Annotated in this window: 18 protein-coding genes; all 18 read right to left on the reverse strand. The window is 32.7% G+C overall.

Annotated elements, in window-relative coordinates:
• Positions 1–66: 66 nt before the first annotated feature.
• The gene (locus DWX29_RS05675) at positions 67–1,044 is read right to left on the reverse strand and encodes an ABC transporter permease (protein WP_117908698.1); all 978 of its coding nucleotides are present in this window, start codon (positions 1,042–1,044) and stop codon (positions 67–69) included.
• 1 nt (position 1,045) lies between these two features.
• Entirely contained in the window at positions 1,046–2,542 is a 1,497-nt protein-coding gene (locus DWX29_RS05680) for a sugar ABC transporter ATP-binding protein (RefSeq protein WP_117908696.1), read from the reverse strand.
• 83 nt (positions 2,543–2,625) lie between these two features.
• Complete coding sequence (locus DWX29_RS05685; protein ID WP_117908694.1) at positions 2,626–3,741, reverse strand: substrate-binding domain-containing protein; 1,116 nt, start codon at positions 3,739–3,741, stop codon at positions 2,626–2,628.
• 35 nt (positions 3,742–3,776) lie between these two features.
• Complete coding sequence (locus DWX29_RS05690; protein ID WP_022089711.1) at positions 3,777–4,697, reverse strand: sugar phosphate isomerase/epimerase family protein; 921 nt, start codon at positions 4,695–4,697, stop codon at positions 3,777–3,779.
• Positions 4,698–5,021: 324 nt separating this feature from the next.
• Positions 5,022–5,912: an allose kinase gene (alsK, locus tag DWX29_RS05695; protein WP_118565370.1), complete on the reverse strand. Its 891-nt coding sequence runs from the start codon at positions 5,910–5,912 to the stop codon at positions 5,022–5,024.
• Between the two features lie 125 nt (positions 5,913–6,037).
• Positions 6,038–6,688: a ribulose-phosphate 3-epimerase gene (locus tag DWX29_RS05700; protein ID WP_118565371.1), complete on the reverse strand. Its 651-nt coding sequence runs from the start codon at positions 6,686–6,688 to the stop codon at positions 6,038–6,040.
• A 287-nt stretch (positions 6,689–6,975) separates the two neighbouring features.
• Positions 6,976–7,956: a LacI family DNA-binding transcriptional regulator gene (locus DWX29_RS05705; RefSeq protein ID WP_158562625.1), complete on the reverse strand. Its 981-nt coding sequence runs from the start codon at positions 7,954–7,956 to the stop codon at positions 6,976–6,978.
• Positions 7,957–8,376: 420 nt separating this feature from the next.
• Entirely contained in the window at positions 8,377–8,814 is a 438-nt protein-coding gene (locus DWX29_RS05715; protein WP_022089706.1) for a GatB/YqeY domain-containing protein, read from the reverse strand.
• A 22-nt stretch (positions 8,815–8,836) separates the two neighbouring features.
• Entirely contained in the window at positions 8,837–10,333 is a 1,497-nt protein-coding gene (locus DWX29_RS05720) for a hypothetical protein (RefSeq protein ID WP_118565372.1), read from the reverse strand.
• A gap of 239 nt (positions 10,334–10,572) precedes the next feature.
• Positions 10,573–10,920 carry a hypothetical protein gene (locus DWX29_RS05725; RefSeq protein WP_118565373.1) on the reverse strand — a complete coding sequence of 116 codons (348 nt, stop codon included), beginning with the start codon at positions 10,918–10,920 and terminating at the stop codon, positions 10,573–10,575.
• On the reverse strand, positions 10,917–11,258 hold the full coding sequence (locus tag DWX29_RS05730; protein ID WP_022089703.1) for a PqqD family protein: 342 nt from the start codon (positions 11,256–11,258) through the stop codon (positions 10,917–10,919). The genes DWX29_RS05725 and DWX29_RS05730 overlap by 4 nt, the downstream gene beginning before the upstream one ends.
• An 85-nt stretch (positions 11,259–11,343) precedes the next feature.
• On the reverse strand, positions 11,344–13,290 hold the full coding sequence (locus tag DWX29_RS05735) for an oligopeptide transporter, OPT family (protein ID WP_118565374.1): 1,947 nt from the start codon (positions 13,288–13,290) through the stop codon (positions 11,344–11,346).
• A 129-nt stretch (positions 13,291–13,419) separates the two neighbouring features.
• Entirely contained in the window at positions 13,420–15,495 is a 2,076-nt protein-coding gene (locus DWX29_RS05740; RefSeq protein WP_243053237.1) for a YgiQ family radical SAM protein, read from the reverse strand.
• A gap of 16 nt (positions 15,496–15,511) precedes the next feature.
• Positions 15,512–17,938 (reverse strand): DUF4125 family protein, encoded by a 2,427-nt coding sequence (locus DWX29_RS05745; protein ID WP_118565376.1) that lies wholly within the window; start codon positions 17,936–17,938, stop codon positions 15,512–15,514.
• Positions 17,939–17,965: 27 nt separating this feature from the next.
• Entirely contained in the window at positions 17,966–18,805 is an 840-nt protein-coding gene (locus DWX29_RS05750; protein WP_022089699.1) for a metal ABC transporter permease, read from the reverse strand.
• On the reverse strand, positions 18,805–19,494 hold the full coding sequence (locus DWX29_RS05755) for a metal ABC transporter ATP-binding protein (protein WP_022089698.1): 690 nt from the start codon (positions 19,492–19,494) through the stop codon (positions 18,805–18,807). The genes DWX29_RS05750 and DWX29_RS05755 overlap by 1 nt, the downstream gene beginning before the upstream one ends.
• A gap of 15 nt (positions 19,495–19,509) precedes the next feature.
• Positions 19,510–20,574 carry a metal ABC transporter substrate-binding protein gene (locus DWX29_RS05760; protein WP_158574508.1) on the reverse strand — a complete coding sequence of 355 codons (1,065 nt, stop codon included), beginning with the start codon at positions 20,572–20,574 and terminating at the stop codon, positions 19,510–19,512.
• Between the two features lie 81 nt (positions 20,575–20,655).
• On the reverse strand, positions 20,656–21,075 hold the full coding sequence (locus DWX29_RS05765) for a transcriptional repressor (RefSeq protein ID WP_022089696.1): 420 nt from the start codon (positions 21,073–21,075) through the stop codon (positions 20,656–20,658).
• Positions 21,076–21,335: the final 260 nt, after the last annotated feature.

Here is a 21,335-nt window from a genome sequence, read left to right on the forward strand (position 1 = left end):
TCCTGCACCTCTTAAATCAAATATTTATTTTAGTTTCTTATAATGTTCATAATATAATGCCATTATTTAGTTTGCAGCTTTTTTATGACGTGCAACAAATCCTTTAATATCCTGCTGAATAAATTCAAAGTATGAAGCTACAATGATTATAATACCAGTTACAACGAACTGCCAGAAAGAGTCAACGTTGATAACTACCATACCTACTTTTAATACTGCAAGCATTAATGCTCCAATGAATGTTCCAAGTGCTGTACCTTTACCACCTGCCATTCTTGTTCCACCGATAGCTGCTGCTGCGATGGCATTTGTTTCATAAGCCTGACCTGCTGTAGCTTCTGCTGAACCTAAACTTGCTAACATAATCATACCTGCTATTGCTGCACATATTCCGCAGAAAATGTAAGCGATATACTTTGTTTTAATTACGTTAACACCTGATAATTTAGCTGCTTCTTCATTTCCACCTACTGCATATAAGTAATCTCCGCTTCTCATTTTTGATAAAAGAATGTGAGCTATTACGAATACTACTACCATTACGATGATGTAGTTTCTTACACCACCAAACACGATTCCATTGAAAATGTCTCTGTATGATGTTGGAACATTAGTTACAGGAACACCACCTGTTACTACGTAAGCAATACCTCTGTATAAACTCATTGTACCTAATGTAGCAATGAAAGGCTGAAGTTTTAACTGATTAATAAGGAAACCATTGAATGCTCCAAGAACTGCTCCAATTAATATACCTACTAAAATAGCTAAAAATGGATTCATTCCATAGTTAACTGTACATGAAGCTACTACAATACCTGTGATTGCGTATGTACATCCTACTGAAAGATCGATACCTCCGGTAATGATTGTAAACATCATACCTACGGCAAGTATACCATTTAATACCATCTGTTGCAAAACTGTTAAAAAGTTACTGTAATTTAAGAAATTTTTATTTAACACTGTGAATACTACACACATTGCAAGTGTAGCTATTAACACTACAAATTCACGTTTATATTTATTCCATATACCTTTCATTCTAATTACCTCCAATTGCCAAATCAAGAATTGAATCTTCTACAAAATCAACCTTACTTGTAAGTTCAGCTGTTACTTTTCCTTCACTCATTACGATGATTCTGTCGCTAATACCCATTGCTTCCGGTAACTCTGAAGAAACTACGATTATACTCTTACCTTCTTCAACAAGTTCTTCCATCAATCTGTAAATTTCTGCTTTAGCACCTACGTCTACACCTTTTGTAGGTTCATCAAATATGATTATATCTACATCTGTAGCCATCCATCTTGCTAAAATTACTTTCTGCTGATTTCCACCTGACATGTTACTTGTCAGATAATCAACTCTTCTTGGATGTACATCCATTTCTTCAAAAAAGCGTTCTGCATTTTTTATTTTCTTCTTTTCATCCGTAAACGGACCTTTCATATATTTTTCCAAACTTGAAATTGCTATATTTTCATAGTTGTTAGAAAGATTCATAAATCCTTGTGTTTTTCTATCTTCAGGTAATAATCCTATTCCGGCCTTCAACGCTTTTGTAGTATTCCAGCCATTCTTTACTTCTTTTCCTTTAAGGATAATCTTTCCGGATGTTTTTTGATCCGCTCCTATAATGGTTCTCATTACTTCTGTTCTTCCTGCACCTACCAGGCCAAAGAAACCAAGAATTTCACCTTTATGGAGTTCAAAACTAACATCGTTATAATTTTCATTTGTTAAATGTTCTACACTCAATACAACTTCATCAGTTTTTGGACTTGGTTTAAGTCTTGATGCAACTGCTGATACATTTCTACCAACCATTGCATGTATAAGTTCATCTCTTGTTGTGTTTGCAATATCCATTGTCTGAATGTATTCACCATCTCTAAGAATGGAAGCCCTGTCGCAAATCTGGAAAATTTCTTCCAGTCTATGGCTTACATAAAGAATTGTAACACCCTGTTTTTTCAATTTTCTAACTACATCGAAAAGGGCTTCTGTTTCTTTTAATGTAATAGATGCTGTTGGCTCATCAAGAGAAATAATCGTTGAATGATGATACAACGCTCTTGCTATTGCTAACATCTGCATTTCACCTGCTGTCAATGTACTAACTAAATCAGATGATTTGAAGTTACAATTTAATTCTGCCAATATTTCATCTACTTCTTTATTCATTTTTTTGAAATCTATAAAAATTCCTTTTTTAGGTTCATAACCCATTGTTACATTTTGACCAACTGTAAGATCCTTTACTACAAGTGTTTCCTGATGAACTTTAGATATTTTGCCATTTACAATAGCATCATTTGTGTCTTTAAAGCTTACTTTTTCTCCATGAAGTCTTACTTCACCTTCATATTCCGGATAAACACCATGAAGAATATTAAGCAGAGTTGATTTTCCTGCTCCATTTTCACCTAATAGTGCGTGAACTTCTCCTTCTTCTACTGAAAAAGATATATCTTTAAGGACGTGTACTCCTGGAAAGCGTTTGTTAATATTAACAAATTCAACAGCCTTCGCCATAATAGTTCCTCCTTCTTTATAGATGGGAGAAAGTTCTCACTTTCTCCCATTATCTAAACCTAACTGTTCCTTTTTATTTTTTACTATTCAGTTACATATTTAGCATCTGTCCATCCAATGATTTCAGCTGCGTCTTTGTCTACGTTTGTTGAATCAATAAGAGCCTGTGGTGTATGTGTTACTCTTGGAATATCCTGTCCTGCTAATACACGTAATGTTACTTCTGTAGCAACCTGTGACATATAGTATCCAAATGAGTCAACTGTTGCATCTAACTTGCCTTCTCTAATTGAATCATAAGCTTCGCCGATACCGTCAACACCTACTACTAAGATGTCTGCTTTTGCTTCTTCTACTGCTTCAACAACACCTAAAGCCATATCATCGTTGTTACAGAAGATTGCCTTTAAGTCAGGGTTCTGCTGAATCCATGTGCTTGCTAATTCTTTTGCTTTCTGTCTATCCCAGTCAGCATTCTGTTCTGCTACTACTTTAAGTCCTGAGTTATTGTCCTTAATCCATCCTTTGAATCCTGCTGTTCTTTCACGAGCTGCAAATGCCTTTGCCATACCTACTACGATAGCAACTTCGCCTTTGTCACCAAGCTGTTTTGAAACCCATTCAGCTGCCAATTCACCATTCTGGTAAGCATCAGGTCCTACGAAATAATCTGCTGCTGAAATTAAACCGTCATTTACGTTGATTGTAGGAATCTTCTTTGTCTTAGCATTGTCAACTGATGATGTTAAGTTTGAATCTGAAATTGGGCTTAACATTAATGCGTTATATCCCTGGTTAACTAAGTTATCTGTCATTGTCTGCTGTCCGATTTCATCACTTTCATCTGTTGTTCCGTCTACTTTGATTTTAACATCAACTCCTGCATCTTTAAGTGATTTTTCTGCTGCTTCATAACCATTCTTGAAGTTACGCCAAAATTCATTTGAGAATGATTTTGCGATAGCTCCTAACTGAAGTCCACCTTTAACCTTAACTTCATCTCCTAAGTTCTGACGAATTTCTTCGATTGTCATACTATCTTCAACTGTGTCCGGGTTAAATTCTTCTGTCTGTGTTTTTGCTGAAGAACCTGAACCACTGTTTGATGCCTGGCTGCTATCTCCTGAGCCACTTCCGCATCCTACTAAACCAAATACCATTGTTGCAACTAATGCTGTTGCTAAAATTTTCTTTCTCATTTGCATTTTCTCCTTTTCTTATGCTTTAATTTTCCTTATTTTAACATGTCCAGAACAAGGCGTTGTGCCTCAACTCCGTCACGTTCAGATACTACTTTGGCAATTCTATCCATTCCGATTTCATCTACTATCTTAGAAATCTTTTCGAATGAATTAATATTTGCTTGTGTTTCAAGTTTTGCATTTTCTCTTATTGGGAATGTATCAAAGAATACAACTCCCTGATAATTATATTTCTTTAAGTAATATATAAATTCTGCTGCATGAGCTATATTAACTGAACCAAATATCATTCCGCTGTCCATCTGTGAATATCCGTCATTCATATGCAATCCGTAAAGTTTTCCCATACTTGCTGCAAGTGCAAGTCCATATGCCGGGGAGTCTCTCTTCATTAACATATGGCAAAAATCTAATGTACATCCAACATTTGGTTTATCAATTTCTTTAATAAGAAGTAATGTCATTCCTGTACTGTCAACCATTGAGAAGTTTCTCGGTTCAAATGGTTTATATTCTATGCTGTACTTCATGTCCGGTCCATAGTCTGCTATTTCTCTGAATGCATCTACCATCTGTTTCCATGCTTCTTCGTAATCAACCTGAAACGCATAATCAAAACCATCGTTTTCTAACCATAATGTAATGTAGGTTCCTCCAAGTTCTCTACAAATATCTGTTGCCTCTTTGCAATACCTTATTGCTCTTTCTCTAAGCTCTGGATCAGGATTAGTTAAATCACCGTTTGTAAAATCATTTCTCCAACGAACTGCTAAACCGTTTACCTTTAAATCACCCATTGCTTTTTTAATTTCTTCTAAATCATATCCTTCAAAATGTTCCGGATAGTTAAACTCTAAATGAGTAATTCCATCCATTTCATGATACGCTTTAATTGCATCAAATACATTTTGACCTTTTAAAATAAAAGAATTAAATCTTCCTGCGTAATTCATATGCTCATCCTTTCTTTATTTTTCTTTCATTTGTTTTCATTTATTTTCATCTCTTGTCATAATTGTATGCCTTTTGTTGTTTTATGTCAATATCTTTCATCATTTTCAACTATTATCACAACTTTTTACGCGTTTATATGTGAATATTGCACAATTTTCTTCAGTTGAAAACGTTTCATTTTCTTTCATTTAAATTTAGCATCCTTTTTCCTTTTAGAAATTATTACCAAATATATTAAGTTAGTTTAGACTAATTTTACAGTAAAAAAAGAGAAACTAGAATATTTCCAATTTCTCTTTTCAACAATTTGAAGTTTTTTGAAATTATATTAAACTTTTTGCAAAAATAATTGCACCCTTAACTCCATTATCAGGTTTATCTACAGAATATTTGATATCCAGATTCTCTGCCGGATATGGTTTTCTTGCATGAACATATAATCTTTCTTCAAGTAAATCCTTAGGAAAGCCATCCATATTAATTACACCGCCACCAAATATTATGGAATCCGGATTTAATATATTAATTTCGCTGCAAGCCACACAAGCTATGGCATCTACATACTCACGTAATATATGACTATTGCTATGTTTTACAAATAATTCATCCATAGTTGTTTCAGGAAAACATTTATCTTTAATTTGTACAAGTTTCCATCCTGAAGCATAACATTCAGAGCATCCAAGATTTCCACATCCGCACTGTTCTTTTCCTCCAATCATTGGTATATGTCCCAATTCGCCCGCTGCTCCATCTTTTCCTGCAAGAGGTTTACCATTTATGAATATTGCATTTCCAACTCCTGTACCAATATATATTCCTATTCCAATTCCATCATCTGCAATTTTTTGCTCATATTTATCCCAAAAATAAAGCATATGAACATCTCTCTCCAGTGCCACTTTAATTCCAAGAACTTTCTCCAATTCCTCTCCCAGTCTTATGTTATTCATTCCTTTTATATTGGGAACCTGCAAAATTTCTTTTCGATCAGCACTCAAAGTTGCAGGTATACCTATTGCTATCTGCTGTATCTCTTCATCCTTGCAATATTCACCTATATATTTTTTTATTATATTAGCTAAACACTCTACTATTTTTCCTTCTTTTAAATTTTCCTTAGTGGATATTTTAACAAAATCCTTGAGTTTACCATTACAATCATGACCTATTCGGATATTTGTTCCTCCGATATCTATTCCTATTACACTCATTTTGTTTTCTCCTATTAATACACATTAACCACTCTACCAGGCAATCAATTATCTGTGTCATTTTGCCAAATAAACTTAATACGTTTTCTTTTCATCTATATGATGTCATGCAAATTTCGCATATTCTATAATGCTCTTAATCCATCTAAAAGTTCTTTATATGTTTTTCCTTTTCCAAATAAAGCTGATGTTCCAAGAATAAATCCTTTTACACCCATCTTAGATAATGTTTCTACTCTTTCCGGAGAGCATGCTCCATCTAACATTACTTCATATCCATATTCTTCTTTTAATTCAATTAATTCCTTAATTTTCTCATCAACAGAACTAATATATTTCTGTCCTGCAAATCCCGGATTTACACTCATTACCATTACATATTTTACAAATGGCAATAATGGCTTAATCGTTGCTACTGCCGTTCCCGGATTAATTGCAATCCCCGGTATTGCTCCTGCATCTATAATAGACTGTAAAGTTCTTGTAGGATGAACATCTGACTCAGGATGAATGTAAATAATTTTAATTCCCATTTTTGCAAACTTTTCAACGTAATTTCCAGGATTTTCAATCATTAAATGCGCATCTACCGGTATAGTTGCTTTCTTGCAGATAAATTCCACATCCTGAAGTCCCATTCCAAAATTAGGAACAAACTGTCCATCCATTATATCTATATGAAATATATCTGCTCCTGCCTTCTCTAACTTTTCTACCTCTTCACTTAAATTTCCATAATTTGCGCACATCATTGATGGACATAATAACTTTTCCATTGTATTCTCCTTTCTGCACTCTGCAATTCAATTAACTTTAAATATTTTCTTGAATTGCTTTTCATATTACTTTTTTATTTTTAAGTTCTTATCTTATGTAAGCGTTTACATTTTTGTATAAATTTTTTTCTTATGTTATCATTAGTGTAAACGTTTACATTTTTCTTGTCAAGTAAAAGGAGCTAAACATTAACTCCTTTTTTATTAAAATCGTTTTAATTCTATTTTTTATTTATAACGTGTTCTTTTTTACCATATTTTTATTAAAAACAATATCTAACCTGTACTTATCTTTCTTTTATTTTCACCGGAAGTATCAATCTGTTTTCTTTTATCTTCTCTCCATTCATATTTTTTTCCAACATTTCTACTGCTGCCAATGTCATCTCTTCAATTGGCTGAACAATTGTTGACAATGGTGTTTCTATCACTTCCGACATATTGCTTGCATCATATCCAAATACTTTTACATTTTCCGGTATTTTAAATCCTGCTTCTTTTATAGCTTTTATAGCTCCTATTGCTATAATATCTGTAGTTGCAAAAATCCCATCTATTTTATTATTCTTTATATATTCTTTTGTTTTATTATATCCTTCTTCTAAAGACACATTATCTACAATTATAATCTTTAGATTTAATCCGTTCTCATTCATTGCATATGCATAGCCCTGACATCTTTTTTTATGAGTAGAAACAACGTCTTTAGGGCTTAAGCAAATTATATTTTTACATCCTTTCTTTATCATTGCATCTGTTGCTATATATCCACCTGATAAGTTATCACTTTCTATTATCGCCATATCTTTTCTTTTATTACTAAATTTGGGCTCTCTATCTAAATATACTGTAGGAATTAATATTTTGTTTTCTTTATTTGCTTTTTCTGAAACAATATGGATAATGCCTCCTACCTGCTGTGCCTGAAGCATTTCTATACATTGCTTTTCTATTTTATCATCTTCACTTGTATTACATATAATTGATGCATAACCTTTATTAAAAAATAACGTCTGAATTTGTTTTGCTATCTTGCTGAAAAACTCATTTGAAATATCAGGTATAACAATACCTATGGTCGTAACCTTATTAGTTCGCATTCCTTTTGCCAACAAATTTGGAACATAATTATTTTCTTTCATAATTTGAAGAATCTTTTCTTCCGTTTCCTTTGCCACTTTTCCACTTTTATTAATTACTCTCGATACCGTTGCAATTGATACCCCTGCCATTTTTGCAATATCCTTTATTGACACATTGTTATTCATATTAACATTCCTCATACACATCATTTAACTTTTACAAATTATTCTACTAATTTTAGCATAAAACATCAATAAATACATTTTTATTTACTATATTTATTGTAAAATATTGAACGTTATTATATTATAGAGTTAGGTAAGTTTTCAATAGAAAAGGGGTTTTAACATGAATAATATTCTAGACTTTATTTTTGATGAAGATGGACAAGGTCTTGTTGAATATGGACTACTGTTAATATTAGTAGCCGTTATCGTTTTTGCAGGTCTCCAGATTTTTGGTAAGCGCATTGAGACCTTTTACAACTTCGATATCCCGAACAGCAATAACTCAACACCATAAAAAATAAAAGCATCACAAATCCGACTAATCAATTGTCATATTTGTGATGCTTTTATTTTTTTATATTTATTTTAAGATTTAATCTACTGGCAAAGCTTTGCTACCGTCTGGTTAATCACCTTACCATCTGCCTTGCCTTTAAATTCAGGCATAACTGTTTTCATAATCATACCTTTATTCTTTGTAGCAAGAACATCTGCAAATTTTTCTTTTAAGATTGCTTCAACTTCTTCTGCTGACATAAGCTGTGGAGCGTATTCACTAAACACATCGTATCTTGCCTGATATTCGTCTTTTAAATCTGTTCTGTCTGCAGGACATGAATCAATCTGTTCTTTTACAGTTTTCATTTCTTTTAAGATTACTTTGTCTACCATTTCTGTTGGAATATCATCTCTGCATCCTTCATCAATAGCCATTTTCTTTACAGCCTGAATAAGTGCTGAGATAGATTCTTTTCTTGGTTTGTCTTTGTTTTTCATAGCTGCAATCATGTCTTTTTGTAATGTTTTAATGTCCATTTATATGCCTTCTTTCCAGTTGCTATTTTAATGCAACAAAAATTTTATTCATATCTTTCATTACGCCATTATCAATAAGCATATCAATAATTTCCTGATTAAATTTCTCAGATAAACATTCTATTGAGCCCATCATTTCACGATTAAGCATATCTTCCATTGCCTGACGTCTTACAACTCTGCTCTTAATAACCTGAGCACATATTGTGTCATAAATCTTATCTCTACAACTGTCAAATGTTTCCTGAGCTATTTCATCTTTTCTTGCTTCAATTTCTTCAAGTAATGATTCATCAATGCTTGACTTATCATATACAATACCATTTTCATATACTGCTTTGCCCTGTGCAATAAGCGGTGTAAGCTCTGCTCTTGCCTCAGTTTCTGTTGGCGGATAATGTTTCCAATCAAGCATGTCTATTATAAATATCAAATCTTCAATAGAAATCTTTCCTGTTGCTTTTATAAGATTTGATACACAATTAATAACCTTGTCATTTCCATCGTCAGCAGCTAATGTTTCAAATACCTGAATAAGCTTAGTCTTTCTTACAGAATAAATTTTATCATTAAGTTCTGCAATCTGTCTCTTTAACTCATCGTTTTCTCTTGTAATTTCAGGCATCATCTGCATGTCTACACTTAATTGCTTAAGTTTCTCATTCTTCATATTCTTAGAAAATCTTCCAAGATTCTGAATTTCTGCCTGAAGTCTGCTCATTTCTTCTTCAATATTCTTTACTCTAAGATGATTTTCCTTAATACTTCTGTTAAATTCTATAATTGAATTCTGTGACTCATCCCTTATCTTAGAGTATTCATCATAAATATTTCCAAATTCTTTATTTCCGGCCTCTTTTTCAGCCTGAAGGAATTTCATAACTGATTTCCAAAATTCCTCTTCCGACTTACCCATTTCCTGTTCGAAGAACTTTCTTGTAAATCCTTCTTCACGCATTCCCATTACTTTCAAAAGTAGATGTGCCCTGCTTTCATAATCTATTGGGTCTGCCATTACTTCTTTCATTACCTTGTCATAGAAATTAATATCACGTCCGTTCATTTTTGGTGTAAATTCCCATGGATAATTAAAGTTATCATCATATTTTCTCTTTTCAAATAATCTGAATGAAAACTTTTCTCTCTTGTCTTTCATATAAAAAACAAGAAAGTATTCAGTATAATCTTCACTTATCTGATTACTTGCAATTTCATATCTCTCTATAGTTATATAAGGAATAATTCCTCTTACCTTTCCTGTACCAAAAGTTCTTTCCTGATTCATGCCGGCATCAGTTATAACAATAAAATCTTTAAAAAACGAAGCTGCATGATATCCTGCGGTTCCCTTACAGGTCGCATCTATTGTCATCAATATACCATACTCGTCCCAACGTCCTCTTTGTAGAACAACGTTTAGTAATATACTTTCAGGTGGTAATAGTGGTTTCAAAACTTCTGCTTTAGTTTCAGGTAATTTTGAATACATCCATCGCACCTGCAACTCTTCGTATCCCATTGATACACCCTCCTCTGTACATATATAGCACTTAATTCGTGTATTTTTACTTTTATACTTTAGTATACCATATAAAATATGCTATTACAAAATACAATTTAAAGTATTTCGAGATATTTTTAATATTATTAACATTTTCACAAATTCAACTGCTTTTCATTAACATTTTTAACAATACATAGGCATCAAAGTCAAGGGCTTTTGCCCCCAACATCATATTATAACATAAGCACAAAGTCTTAATGTTTTCCTATCTTTTTATATCTGTTTCCTTCTGTTTCAACCTGACCTGTTTTTACCATATAATTCATAAGCTGTTTTGCATAATCTTTCTTATCTTTTACAACTATTTTATTAGGTGAAAATATCTGTTTTGCTTCTAAATTTTCGCTTAACTTTTCAACATCTGTTATTGTAATGTACTCATGATTTTTTAAGTATTTTTTTACTTTACTTTCACCTTTGCTAAATAAAAGATTCATTAAATCCTGTGACTCATTTTTCTGTTTTACTATTCCCCAACCATAAATAATCATTGTAGCCAGTGCAAATAATAAAACTCCTACAATTACCGTTACTAATTTCATTTATCTTCCTCATTTACAAATACGACATATTTATTTGTTTCTAAAATTTTAAAATATTTAGCAAGTCTTTCATACAACTGAGCTCCTGCTTTTTTATGTTCTTTTTCTAATATTTTTCCAATTTCATATATTGTTTTTTTACCATCAATCTGTTTCCACACACAACTTCCATACTCATCTAATTTTATAAAACTGTATCTTGGCTTTTTAAATAACTTCTGAGCCAACGTATTATAAAATCCTTTATTTTCTATTGTAACTTCAACTATTCCATCTTCTAATATTTCCCATTTTTTATTTATTTTAGGAATATTATCAATATAATTTTCTTTCTTCATAGCCGCTCCAATTATTAACTATTTAAGGCACTACCACATTTTCTGTAGCAGTGCCTTGCTTTATTGTTCTAAATTTGCTTCTAATTTATTTATCTAATTTTGCATCAACTTCAACTGCATTTTTTGGTCTTGTGAAGATAAATAATGTTGAAAGTAATAATACAAATGCTACTAATCCAACCCAGTTACCTACTGACTGGAAAGCGTCTCCATATACTGATGATAAATCAATTACACTGTCCAATCCTACAACCGCTAAAACTGCAAGAAGAATACCTATTATACCTTCACCTGCAATCATACCTGCTGCATATAATACGCCTGTGTCAACTGAATCTTTTCTTTCTTTGTCATTTGCATATTTTCTCTTATTTTCCATAAGCCATTTAATCACACCACCAACCATAATAGGTGCACTTAAATGAATTGGCAAATATAAACCAATTGAAAATGCTAATACAGGAATTCCAAGAATTTCAACAACTATTGCGATAAACACACCCATAAATATTAATACCCAAGGTAATGTTCCCCCCATAACTCCTTCTACTACCATTTTCATTAAAGTAGCCTGTGGAGCAGGAATCTGTTCTGAGCCAAATCCCCATGCTGCATTTAAAAGATACATAACACCACCAATGGCAATTGCTGATACTACAGCACCAATTAATTCACCAATCTGCTGTTTTGCAGGAGTTGCTCCTACGATATATCCAGTTTTTAAATCCTGAGATGTATCACCTGCCATTGCTGCTATGATACAAATAACTGTTCCAATTGAGATTGCTGCTACCATACCACTTGCACCAGTACTTCCTGTTGCTTTTAAGATAGCTGTTGTAACAATTAATGTAGCGATTGCCATACCTGATACAGGATTGTTACTACTTCCTACGATACCAACCATTCTAGATGATACTGTTGCAAAGAAGAAACCAAATACAACAATAATAATTGCTCCTACAAATGATACCGGTATTTCAGGAAGTAACCATATAGCTACTGCTATAACAACGATTCCGCCAAGAACTGCTGACATTGGAATGTCTCTCTGAGTTCTATCTCCTGCTTCACCTTTTTTACCAAATCCTTTAACTGCACGACTAAATGTTTTAACCATTGTAGGTAATGACTTAATTAAGCTTATTAAACCACCTGCTGCTACTGCACCTGCACCGATATATCTGATGTAATTACTCCAAATCTGTCCCGGTGCTAACTGATTAAATGCAATTGCTTTTCCGGCATCGTCGACAACCTTTGAGGCTGCGTCTCCACCAAAATATGCTATAGCCGGTATTAATGCAAGATATGATAATACACCACCTGCAAACATATAACTTGAAATCTTTATACCACAGATATAACCAACACCTGATAAAGCCGGGAGTACATCCATACCTATGCCACATGTGTAACTTCCCTGCATTGAAAAATCAACTTCACTTGGGAATAATTTTAACCCATCAGCTACAAATTTGTATAATGCTGCAATTCCAAGTCCTGAAAATACTACTTTTGACTTCCTTCCACCTTCTTCTCCTGCTAAAAGAACCTCTGCACAAGCTGTTCCTTCAGGATATGGGAGAACTCCATGTTCTTCAACTATTAAGGCTGTACGAAGCGGAACCATAAATAACACGCCGAGTATACCTCCGCAAAGTGCTATTAGGGCTATTGTAATAAATGATGGTTCACTTATTCCACTTCCTTCTTCTGATGCCCAGATAAAAATTGCCGGAATAGTAAAAATTGCTCCGGCTGCTAACGATTCACCTGCTGAACCTATTGTCTGAACAATATTATTTTCAAGGATAGAGTCTTTTCTCATGATAACTCTTATAACACCCATTGAAATAACGGCTGCAGGAATCGAAGCTGATACTGTCATACCTACTCTGAGTCCTAAGTAGGCATTTGCTCCACCAAAGATTACTGCTAAAATAACACCAAGAATAACAGATGTCACTGTAAATTCAGGCACAATTTTGTCTGCAGGAATAAATGGTTTAAACTCATTCTTTTTTTCCATGTTTTATCTCCTGTTCTTATTTTTTATAGCAAAGCTATAATATCAGATGATGATACTAATATCATGCATCTTTTTATATATTACTCGAAACTATAGTATACTAAAAATTCATTAAACAAGCCACCTTTTTTATTGTTTTTTATTACTTTTATTTACATTTTTTTTACTTTTTAGTGCGTTTTTTATTTTTTTTGGTGATTTTCTACTGTTTTGTAATGATTTTTTATTACTTTTATCTAATTTCTTTATTTTATCCCTATTAGTATTTTTACCATTTGAGCTGTTATTATTTTGTTTTTCACCTTTTTTGTTTCTTAAATTTCTGCTATTTGTACCCTTATCATTCTTTCCACTATTTTGTCTTTTATTTTTATTTGCACCATTCTTACCATACATCTGTTTTTCCTTAGAAAATTGTCTTGGTCTGATAAGACATTCCGGTCCAAATCCAATTAAATCTTCTCTGCCTGCTATTTGCAACGCTTCCTTTACCAATTCATAGTTAGCAGGATTTCTATATTGCATTAATGCTCTTTGCATTGCTTTTTCATGTGGATTTTTAGGCACATACACCGGTTCCATTGTTCTAGGGTCAACTCCTGTGTAATACATTACTGTTGACATTGTTGACGGTGTTGGATAAAAATCCTGAACCTGTTGTGGATTATAATTTATATCTCTTAAATATTCTGCAAGTTTTACTGCCTCTTTCATATCTGAACCGGGATGAGAGCTCATAAGATAAGGGACTACGAACTGATCTTTTCCTGCAGCTTTATTTAATTTCTTATATTTATCTATAAATTTTTCATAGACAGCATTCTTTGGCTTACCCATTTTCTGTAATACTTTATCTGAAATATGCTCAGGTGCAACCTTAAGCTGTCCACTAATATGATAATCTACCAATTCCTTAAAAAACGTATCATCCTTATCTGCAATAAGATAGTCAAATCTTATTCCTGAACGTACAAATACTTTCTTTACTTTTGGCAGACTTCTTAATTTTCTAAGAAGTGACAAATAATCTTTATGGTCTACATTTAAATTCTTACAAGGTTCCGGGAAAAGACACTGCTTATTTTTACATACGCCACATTTTAACTGTTTTTTACATGACGGATGTCTGAAATTCGCTGTAGGTCCTCCTACATCATGTATATATCCTTTAAAGTTTGGCATCTCAATTATTTTTTTTGCTTCATTTATAATTGATTCATGACTTCTTGTCTGTATAATTCTTCCCTGATGAAATGTAAGTGCGCAAAAGCTACATCCGCCAAAACATCCTCTACAACTTATAAGCGAAAACTGTATTTCCTGAATTGCCGGAATTCCACCCATTCCTTCATACATCGGATGATAAGTTCTCATATAAGGCAAATCATACACATCATCCATTTCCTGCTGAGTTAAAGGCTCCTGTGGTGGATTCTGTACTACAAAATTTCCATTCGGATATTCCTCTACTAAAGTTTTACCATTAAATGGGTCAGTATTCTCAGACTGAATTTTAAAACTCTTAGCATATTCTAATTTGTCATTTTTCATATCTTCATAAGTTGGAAGAATAATCGGTTCATATACTGAATCTAAATTCTTTGTCTTATATACTGTTCCCGGTATAAAAGTAATGTCATTTACGTCTAAGCCACTATCTAAGGCATCAGCTATCTGAACAATAGATTTTTCACCCATTCCATAAGATATGAGATTTGCCTGACTATCTAACAAAATAGACCTCTTAAAACTATTACTCCAATAATCATAATGAGCCATTCTTCTTAAAGATGCTTCAATTCCGCCTATTATAATTGGCTTATTTTTATATGTGTGACGTATAAGATTACAATATACTACCGTTGCATGGTCCGGTCTTTTTCCGATTTCACCACCCGGCGTATATGCATCCATTGTTCTATGCTTTTTAGATACATAATAATGATTAACCATAGAATCCATATTTCCGCCCATTACTAAAAATCCCAATCTTGGTTCTCCTAATATGTTAATACTATTATCATCTTTCCAGTCCGGTTGTGAAATAATTCCAACTGTATATCCGTGAGATTCTAAAACCCTGCTTATTATTGCGTGTCCAAATGAAGGATGGTCAACATACGCATCCCCTATTACATAGACAAAGTCTAACTGCTCTATTCCTCTGTCTATCATATCCTGTTTTGATACCGGTAAAAAACTCATACTTTTATTCCTTATACTAATTGTTTTTCTCTGCTTCATCTAACGATTTGTAACCTGACAGTAAAGCTGTATTTTTTATTGTCATTTCCGCAAGATTTTTGCCTTCTTTTGCAAGATTAATTACAAACTGCCCATACAATTTTAATAATTTTTCTGAATATGTCAACAACTCACCTTTTAAATATGTTTCATAAGATGTGTTATATAAATTATCAGAATCGCTGGTTATGTCTCTTGCATTATTTGCAAGTTTTGGATATTCTTTTGAAAACTCTTCCATCCAATCAACCTGAATTTTTGCGATTTCATCCACAATTTTTCTTGTCTTCTCTGTTTTTTTAGGAAGCTTATCTGCAAATTCAGCATATTCATCAGGTGAAGTGCTTTCCATCATCCTTGCATATTTTTCCGTAATCATATTCAGTCCTTTTTCCCTGTTTTCCGTCCACAGTTCAAGTATGCATGAAAGCATTTCATCTGTCCATGTCAAATACTGGCTTTTACGCATAATGTAAAACATTGGAAAATTGTTTTGACATTCCGCTCTTCCACCTACATTTTGTACTTTATCAAATGCTTCAAACTCCAAATCTATAATTTTATCTATTACTTTTTCCCTGTCAAATGCGTTTTCTTTATTTTTCAAAGTCAGATTCTCCATAATTATTCTTGAATAATCATTTAAAAATGTTGTTGTGCAACTGCCTTCTTCGATAATATTTTGTTTAATTAGCTGTTCTATTATCATCTTGCTGATTATTTCAATTGCTGCAACTTTCATATCATTTTCGTTCTTATCACGACTTGAATATGAATAATCTTCCCAGTTTTCTCTTTGGTCAGGCAAGTCAGCTAAAGCCTTTAATACCGCAGATACCTCCGGCAAAATTTCCAGTTCTTTCATTCCCTTAAGCATCCATTTGTAATATGGAGCATATTTTCTGTTAAGCAAATAAACAATTTTCATTGTATGTTGCATAAATTCTGAAATACAAATATTCGCAGTAACAAAATCTTTTCTTGCCATTGCCCTTTCGTAATTGCTCTGACCCGTCTGTGCCATTGCTGCTAATTCTCTTGAAATTTTAACTCTTCTTACTGTTTCCGGAATGTTTGTGAACTCACTTCTTATTGTTGAGAACTTATCTTCATTATCCTTAAATACAGCTCCATTAGTTACTGTCGCTAATTTGTAATCATCAATTTCTATCCATTCTCCTACAGTCTTTGGTGGTAACTTATATCCCGTATATTTTTCATAAAAATCACCTATTTTTGATACGCCACATCTTCCATCAGCTGTTGGTGTTTTATATAATTTTTCATTTTCACTTAAGAACCCATATTTTTTCATAAATTCTTCTTCGTGTTCAGAAATTATTTTTTCATATTCTTCTTCTAATTCTTTGCCTATTGCATCATATGTAGATGTGCTAACCCACATACAAAATCCTGCACCAAAATCATGGTCTCTTGAATATTTATCATCAAATCCAAACCTCTCCGAGCCCTCACCAACAAGACCTACTGCGATTTTATTTTCGTAATCAGAAAATTTTTCGTGAATCATCGGTTCTCCATATGTCTCATAAAATTTTCTGCTTAATTCAACTCCATTTTCTATTTTATCTGAATCTAAATTTGTATGAACTCCTAAAATACTGTAAATCTGTCGTAAATTACCTTCTGTTATTTTATATGCAGTTCCTTTGCCCATATTAATTCTTATCTCATCTAAGGCTTCCTCATACAATTTAGCTGCTGCTTCATATTCTCCTATCTGAGCTTTTAATGATGCCATCGCTGATAAAGCGGCACTGTAATGAAAATCTTTTACCTCATCCTGTCTAAAAAGTGCTAATGCTTTATTCAAATGTTTTACAGCTTCATCAATTCTTCCTAACTGAACCAAAGATGCTCCAAGATTAGAATGGGTAACTGCCACCTCTATTCTGGAATCACTTAGTTGTTCAATAATACACAATGCCATTTTCAAATGCGCTACTGCATTTACATAATCTCCCATTTCCTGATATAGAAGGGCTATATTGTTATTTATGCTTGCCATTCTAAAATCATTTGGTTCAATATTTTTCTCATAAATTTTCATTGCCTCATTGTAAAACATAAGTGACTGTTCAAGTTTACCTGCAGCACGATGGGCATTTGCTATATTTTGCAAAGAAGTAGCATAATCAACCGTTCCTTCAATATTCATTTCTTTCATTAAAGAAAGGCACTGATTACAGGCTTTTATAGACTTGTCATACTGACTTGTATCTCTGAAGAATCCCATCATTTCATTTAATATGGTAAACTGAGCTGATTTGTCATTTTCTTTTTTTGCATTTTCCATACTTTCATTTAAAAATGGCTCCACCTCATCTATCGCCTTTTTTGCAAATAATTTATCTAACCCATTTAAAAATACCTGAATATCCATAGCTCGTCCTTTCCTTTCTTTTCTATTTTATTTACTATATTTTCTCAATCGAATTACATTTAATATATTTCCAACAATAATGAACGCAACAAACATAATTAAATTTGCCACTACTACACTTGCACCTGCCGGTATTGATAATACATATGATGCAATAAGTCCTGCAATAAAATTAATCATCGCTATTACAGCTGAACATATTGTTACACTTAAAAAACTTTTATATACTCTCATTGATGTAAGGGAAGGAAATATTATTAAGCTTGAAATAAGCATCGCTCCCATCATTTTTACACCTATTACTACTGTAACTGCTGTAAAGATAGAAATCAATGTATTATAAAAATTTACTGTAACTCCTGAAGCTTTTGAAAAATTTTCGTCAAATGTAACTGCGAATATTTTGTGATAGCAAAATACAAATACTGTTAATACGATAATCGAAAGTATTACACTCATTTCCACATCATCTTTTGACATTGCAAGAACACTTCCGAACATATAACTGTATACATCTGTGCTTAAACCTGTTGTAAGACTTGTAACAATTACACCAATTGCAAGTGCTGACGCTGAAACAACTGCAATTGCCGCATCACTGTGCATTTTTCCATTTTCAGCCATTCTAAGAAGAAAGAAGGCTGCAATAATTACTACAGGTATTGAAAATTTTATTGGTGCAAATCCGCATGCTACCGCAATTGAAAGTGCCCCAAATGATACATGAGATAATCCGTCTCCAATCATTGAATATCTCTTTAATACAAGACTCACTCCTAAAAGTGCAGCACATAATGCCACTAATAATCCACCTATAAATGCCCTTTGCATAAATGGATATGACATCATTTCTATAATTACTGACATTATTCATTACCTCCTAAAAAAGCATCTGATGTATTTGATTTTTCATATTCTTCTACAGTTCCGTAAAAATATTTCTTTCGTCCTAAATGCAATATTTTATTAGCATAATTTACTGCATTTTCAATATCATGTGTTACCATAATTATCGTAACATTGTCTTTCACATTTAATTCTTTTATTAATTCATACATTTCCTTTGTTGCTGTAGGATCAAGTCCTGTAACAGGTTCATCTAAAATAAGTACATTGCTCATTGCACATAATGCTCTAGCTAAAAGTACTCTTTGCTGTTGTCCTCCTGAAAGTTCTCCGTAACATGTCTTTTTTAAATTAGTTATCCCAAGTTTTTCCATATTTTTCATTGCTTCCTGTCGGTCTGCTTTTGTGTAAAATGGAATTTTTCTTTTATTATTTAAGTTTCCGGATAATACAACTTCCCATACACTTGCCGGGAAATCCTTCTGTATCATTGTCTGCTGCGGAAGATAACCAATCTTTCCTTCTTTTAAATTCATTTTTCCTTCAAGAGGTTTTATAAGACCAAGAATTGTTTTTACTAATGTACTTTTTCCTGTTCCATTTTCACCTACAATACACACATAATCTCCTTTATCAATTGTAAATGATAAATTCGATGTAACTATTTTATTCTCATAACCTAACGTTACGTTTTCACATTCAAATATCATATCAATCCCTGCTCTCTATTTTTTTAATACTTCAAGATTTTTTGTCATCAGGTCTACATAAGTAACCCCACTTTGAAACTGTTTTTCCGTTATATTATGACAACTGTTAAACTCATATGCCTTTGCTCCTGTGTCTTCGCATATTGTATTTGCCACTGCCTTACTGCTTAATTCCAAATAGTAAACCTTATTAATTTTATCTTCGTTTATTTTGTCTATAAGAAACGCTATTGTTCTTGCACTTGGCTCTGTGTCTTCGGCACATCCCGGAAATGCTGCATAATAACTTAATCCATATTCTTTTGCAAAATATAATAATGGAAATTTGTCTGCAAATATAATTTCTTTTTTGTCCATCTTATTTACAATTTTCCTTATCTGTGTATCAATGTTTTGTATTTTTCCTATATATTCATCCGCATTTGCTTTATATATTTCTGCATTTTCAGGGTCAATCTTTATCATTTCATCACATATATACCCAACCATCTTCATTGCATTTACAGGTGATGTCCAAATATGCTCATCATATTCCTTGTCATCATGTGAATGTTCACTTTCTTCGTCATGTGAATGTTCATTTTCTTCATCATGTGAATGTTCACTTTCTTCGTCATATGAATGCTCACTTTCTTCACTATGACTATGCATTTCTTCACTATGGTCATGGGAATGCTCATATCTCAAATCCATTCCTTCTACCGTTTCTTCTTCCATAACATCAACATAGTCCATCATTCGCATAACCTGTTCATCATTTGACAATGCCCCTAAAACAGAGTCAACCCATGTTTCTAAAGTGCCTCCATTATATATAAACAAATCCGCATCTTCAATTTTTATTATGTCTTTTGGAGTCGGTTCAAAGGAATGGCTATCTTGTCCCGGTGCCACTGTCATTGTTATAGAAATTCCATCTACTCCTTTTGTAACAGCTCTCACAAAATCATAATAAGGAAACAATGTTGTTACTATCTTTATTCTTGCATCATCCTGTGGTTCTGTATTCTGTGTAGCTTTACATCCGTTAAACGATACTGCCACAATTATAGATAAGATAATTGTTAATATTTTTTTCATTTTCATTAATCTGCTTACCTGCTTTCCGGCTTTTTTATTAGATTCAATAATTCTTTCTGCCTTCCGGTTTTTTATATAACTCTATTTATCTGACTTTTGACATTTTTCACATTTTCCATAAAATACAGTCTTTTTAGGATTTATTCGGAAATTATGATCATCACCTATATGTCTGTATATTTCTTCTAAATGATGGCATTCCATTCTTGTAACCTCCCCGCATTCTTCGCATTTTATGTAAAATCCATCTTCAATCTTTTCTTGAGGATTCAAATATTTATAGCATGCTCCTGCCTGTCCTTCTACTTTTAATCTTGTTACAATTCCTGCCTCTTCCATTTTATCTAAATGTCTGTATATTGTAGTCTGTCCAACTGAGTAATTATGTTCTTTTAAGTAATTCCATATATCGTTAACTGTTACATAACCATTAGCATTTGTCTTTATACAATCCATAATGGCACTTTGCTGTTTAGTTTTATAATTTTTATTTCCACTCATTTTATATTCCTGCCTTTCAGAAAATATATATATTTGGTACATTATATTATCATCCAATTTGAAAATCTTTTTCATTTTACTCTTATTTTTTGTTTTAGTCAACGAATTTGAAAATCTTTTTCATTTTGTTTTCATTTTTTTCGTGTTATATTTTGAAGTATAATTTGCTATCTTGTAATTTAATTTGATGCCAGGGGCAAAAGTTCTTTCACTCACTCATAATCAAACTTATGTGAGCTTAAACTTTTTGACCATGACAT

The organism is Eubacterium sp. AF19-12LB (assembly GCF_003479125.1).
Classification (GTDB): domain Bacteria; phylum Bacillota; class Clostridia; order Lachnospirales; family Lachnospiraceae; genus Eubacterium_U; species Eubacterium_U album.

What these genes read in the sequence shown, in the direction of transcription:
- DWX29_RS05680 (WP_117908696.1), bottom strand. Translation starts at nt 2,542, where the DNA reads ATGGCGAAGGCTGTTGAATTTGTTAATATTAACAAACGCTTTCCAGGA.
- DWX29_RS05720 (WP_118565372.1), bottom strand. Translation starts at nt 10,333, where the DNA reads ATGGGATACGAAGAGTTGCAGGTGCGATGGATGTATTCAAAATTACCT.
- DWX29_RS05730 (WP_022089703.1), bottom strand. Translation starts at nt 11,258, where the DNA reads ATGAAGAAAGAAAATTATATTGATAATATTCCTAAAATAAATAAAAAA.
- DWX29_RS05760 (WP_158574508.1), bottom strand. Translation starts at nt 20,574, where the DNA reads ATGAAAAAAATATTAACAATTATCTTATCTATAATTGTGGCAGTATCG.
- DWX29_RS05705 (WP_158562625.1), bottom strand. Translation starts at nt 7,956, where the DNA reads ATGAATAACAATGTGTCAATAAAGGATATTGCAAAAATGGCAGGGGTA.
- DWX29_RS05685 (WP_117908694.1), bottom strand. Translation starts at nt 3,741, where the DNA reads ATGAGAAAGAAAATTTTAGCAACAGCATTAGTTGCAACAATGGTATTT.
- DWX29_RS05700 (WP_118565371.1), bottom strand. Translation starts at nt 6,688, where the DNA reads ATGGAAAAGTTATTATGTCCATCAATGATGTGCGCAAATTATGGAAAT.
- DWX29_RS05765 (WP_022089696.1), bottom strand. Translation starts at nt 21,075, where the DNA reads ATGAGTGGAAATAAAAATTATAAAACTAAACAGCAAAGTGCCATTATG.
- DWX29_RS05675 (WP_117908698.1), bottom strand. Translation starts at nt 1,044, where the DNA reads ATGAAAGGTATATGGAATAAATATAAACGTGAATTTGTAGTGTTAATA.
- DWX29_RS05750 (WP_022089699.1), bottom strand. Translation starts at nt 18,805, where the DNA reads ATGTCAGTAATTATAGAAATGATGTCATATCCATTTATGCAAAGGGCA.
- DWX29_RS05745 (WP_118565376.1), bottom strand. Translation starts at nt 17,938, where the DNA reads ATGGATATTCAGGTATTTTTAAATGGGTTAGATAAATTATTTGCAAAA.
- DWX29_RS05725 (WP_118565373.1), bottom strand. Translation starts at nt 10,920, where the DNA reads ATGAAATTAGTAACGGTAATTGTAGGAGTTTTATTATTTGCACTGGCT.
- alsK (WP_118565370.1), bottom strand. Translation starts at nt 5,912, where the DNA reads ATGAGTGTAATAGGAATAGATATCGGAGGAACAAATATCCGAATAGGT.
- DWX29_RS05740 (WP_243053237.1), bottom strand. Translation starts at nt 15,495, where the DNA reads ATGAGTTTTTTACCGGTATCAAAACAGGATATGATAGACAGAGGAATA.
- DWX29_RS05735 (WP_118565374.1), bottom strand. Translation starts at nt 13,290, where the DNA reads ATGGAAAAAAAGAATGAGTTTAAACCATTTATTCCTGCAGACAAAATT.
- DWX29_RS05755 (WP_022089698.1), bottom strand. Translation starts at nt 19,494, where the DNA reads ATGATATTTGAATGTGAAAACGTAACGTTAGGTTATGAGAATAAAATA.
- DWX29_RS05690 (WP_022089711.1), bottom strand. Translation starts at nt 4,697, where the DNA reads ATGAATTACGCAGGAAGATTTAATTCTTTTATTTTAAAAGGTCAAAAT.
- DWX29_RS05715 (WP_022089706.1), bottom strand. Translation starts at nt 8,814, where the DNA reads ATGGACATTAAAACATTACAAAAAGACATGATTGCAGCTATGAAAAAC.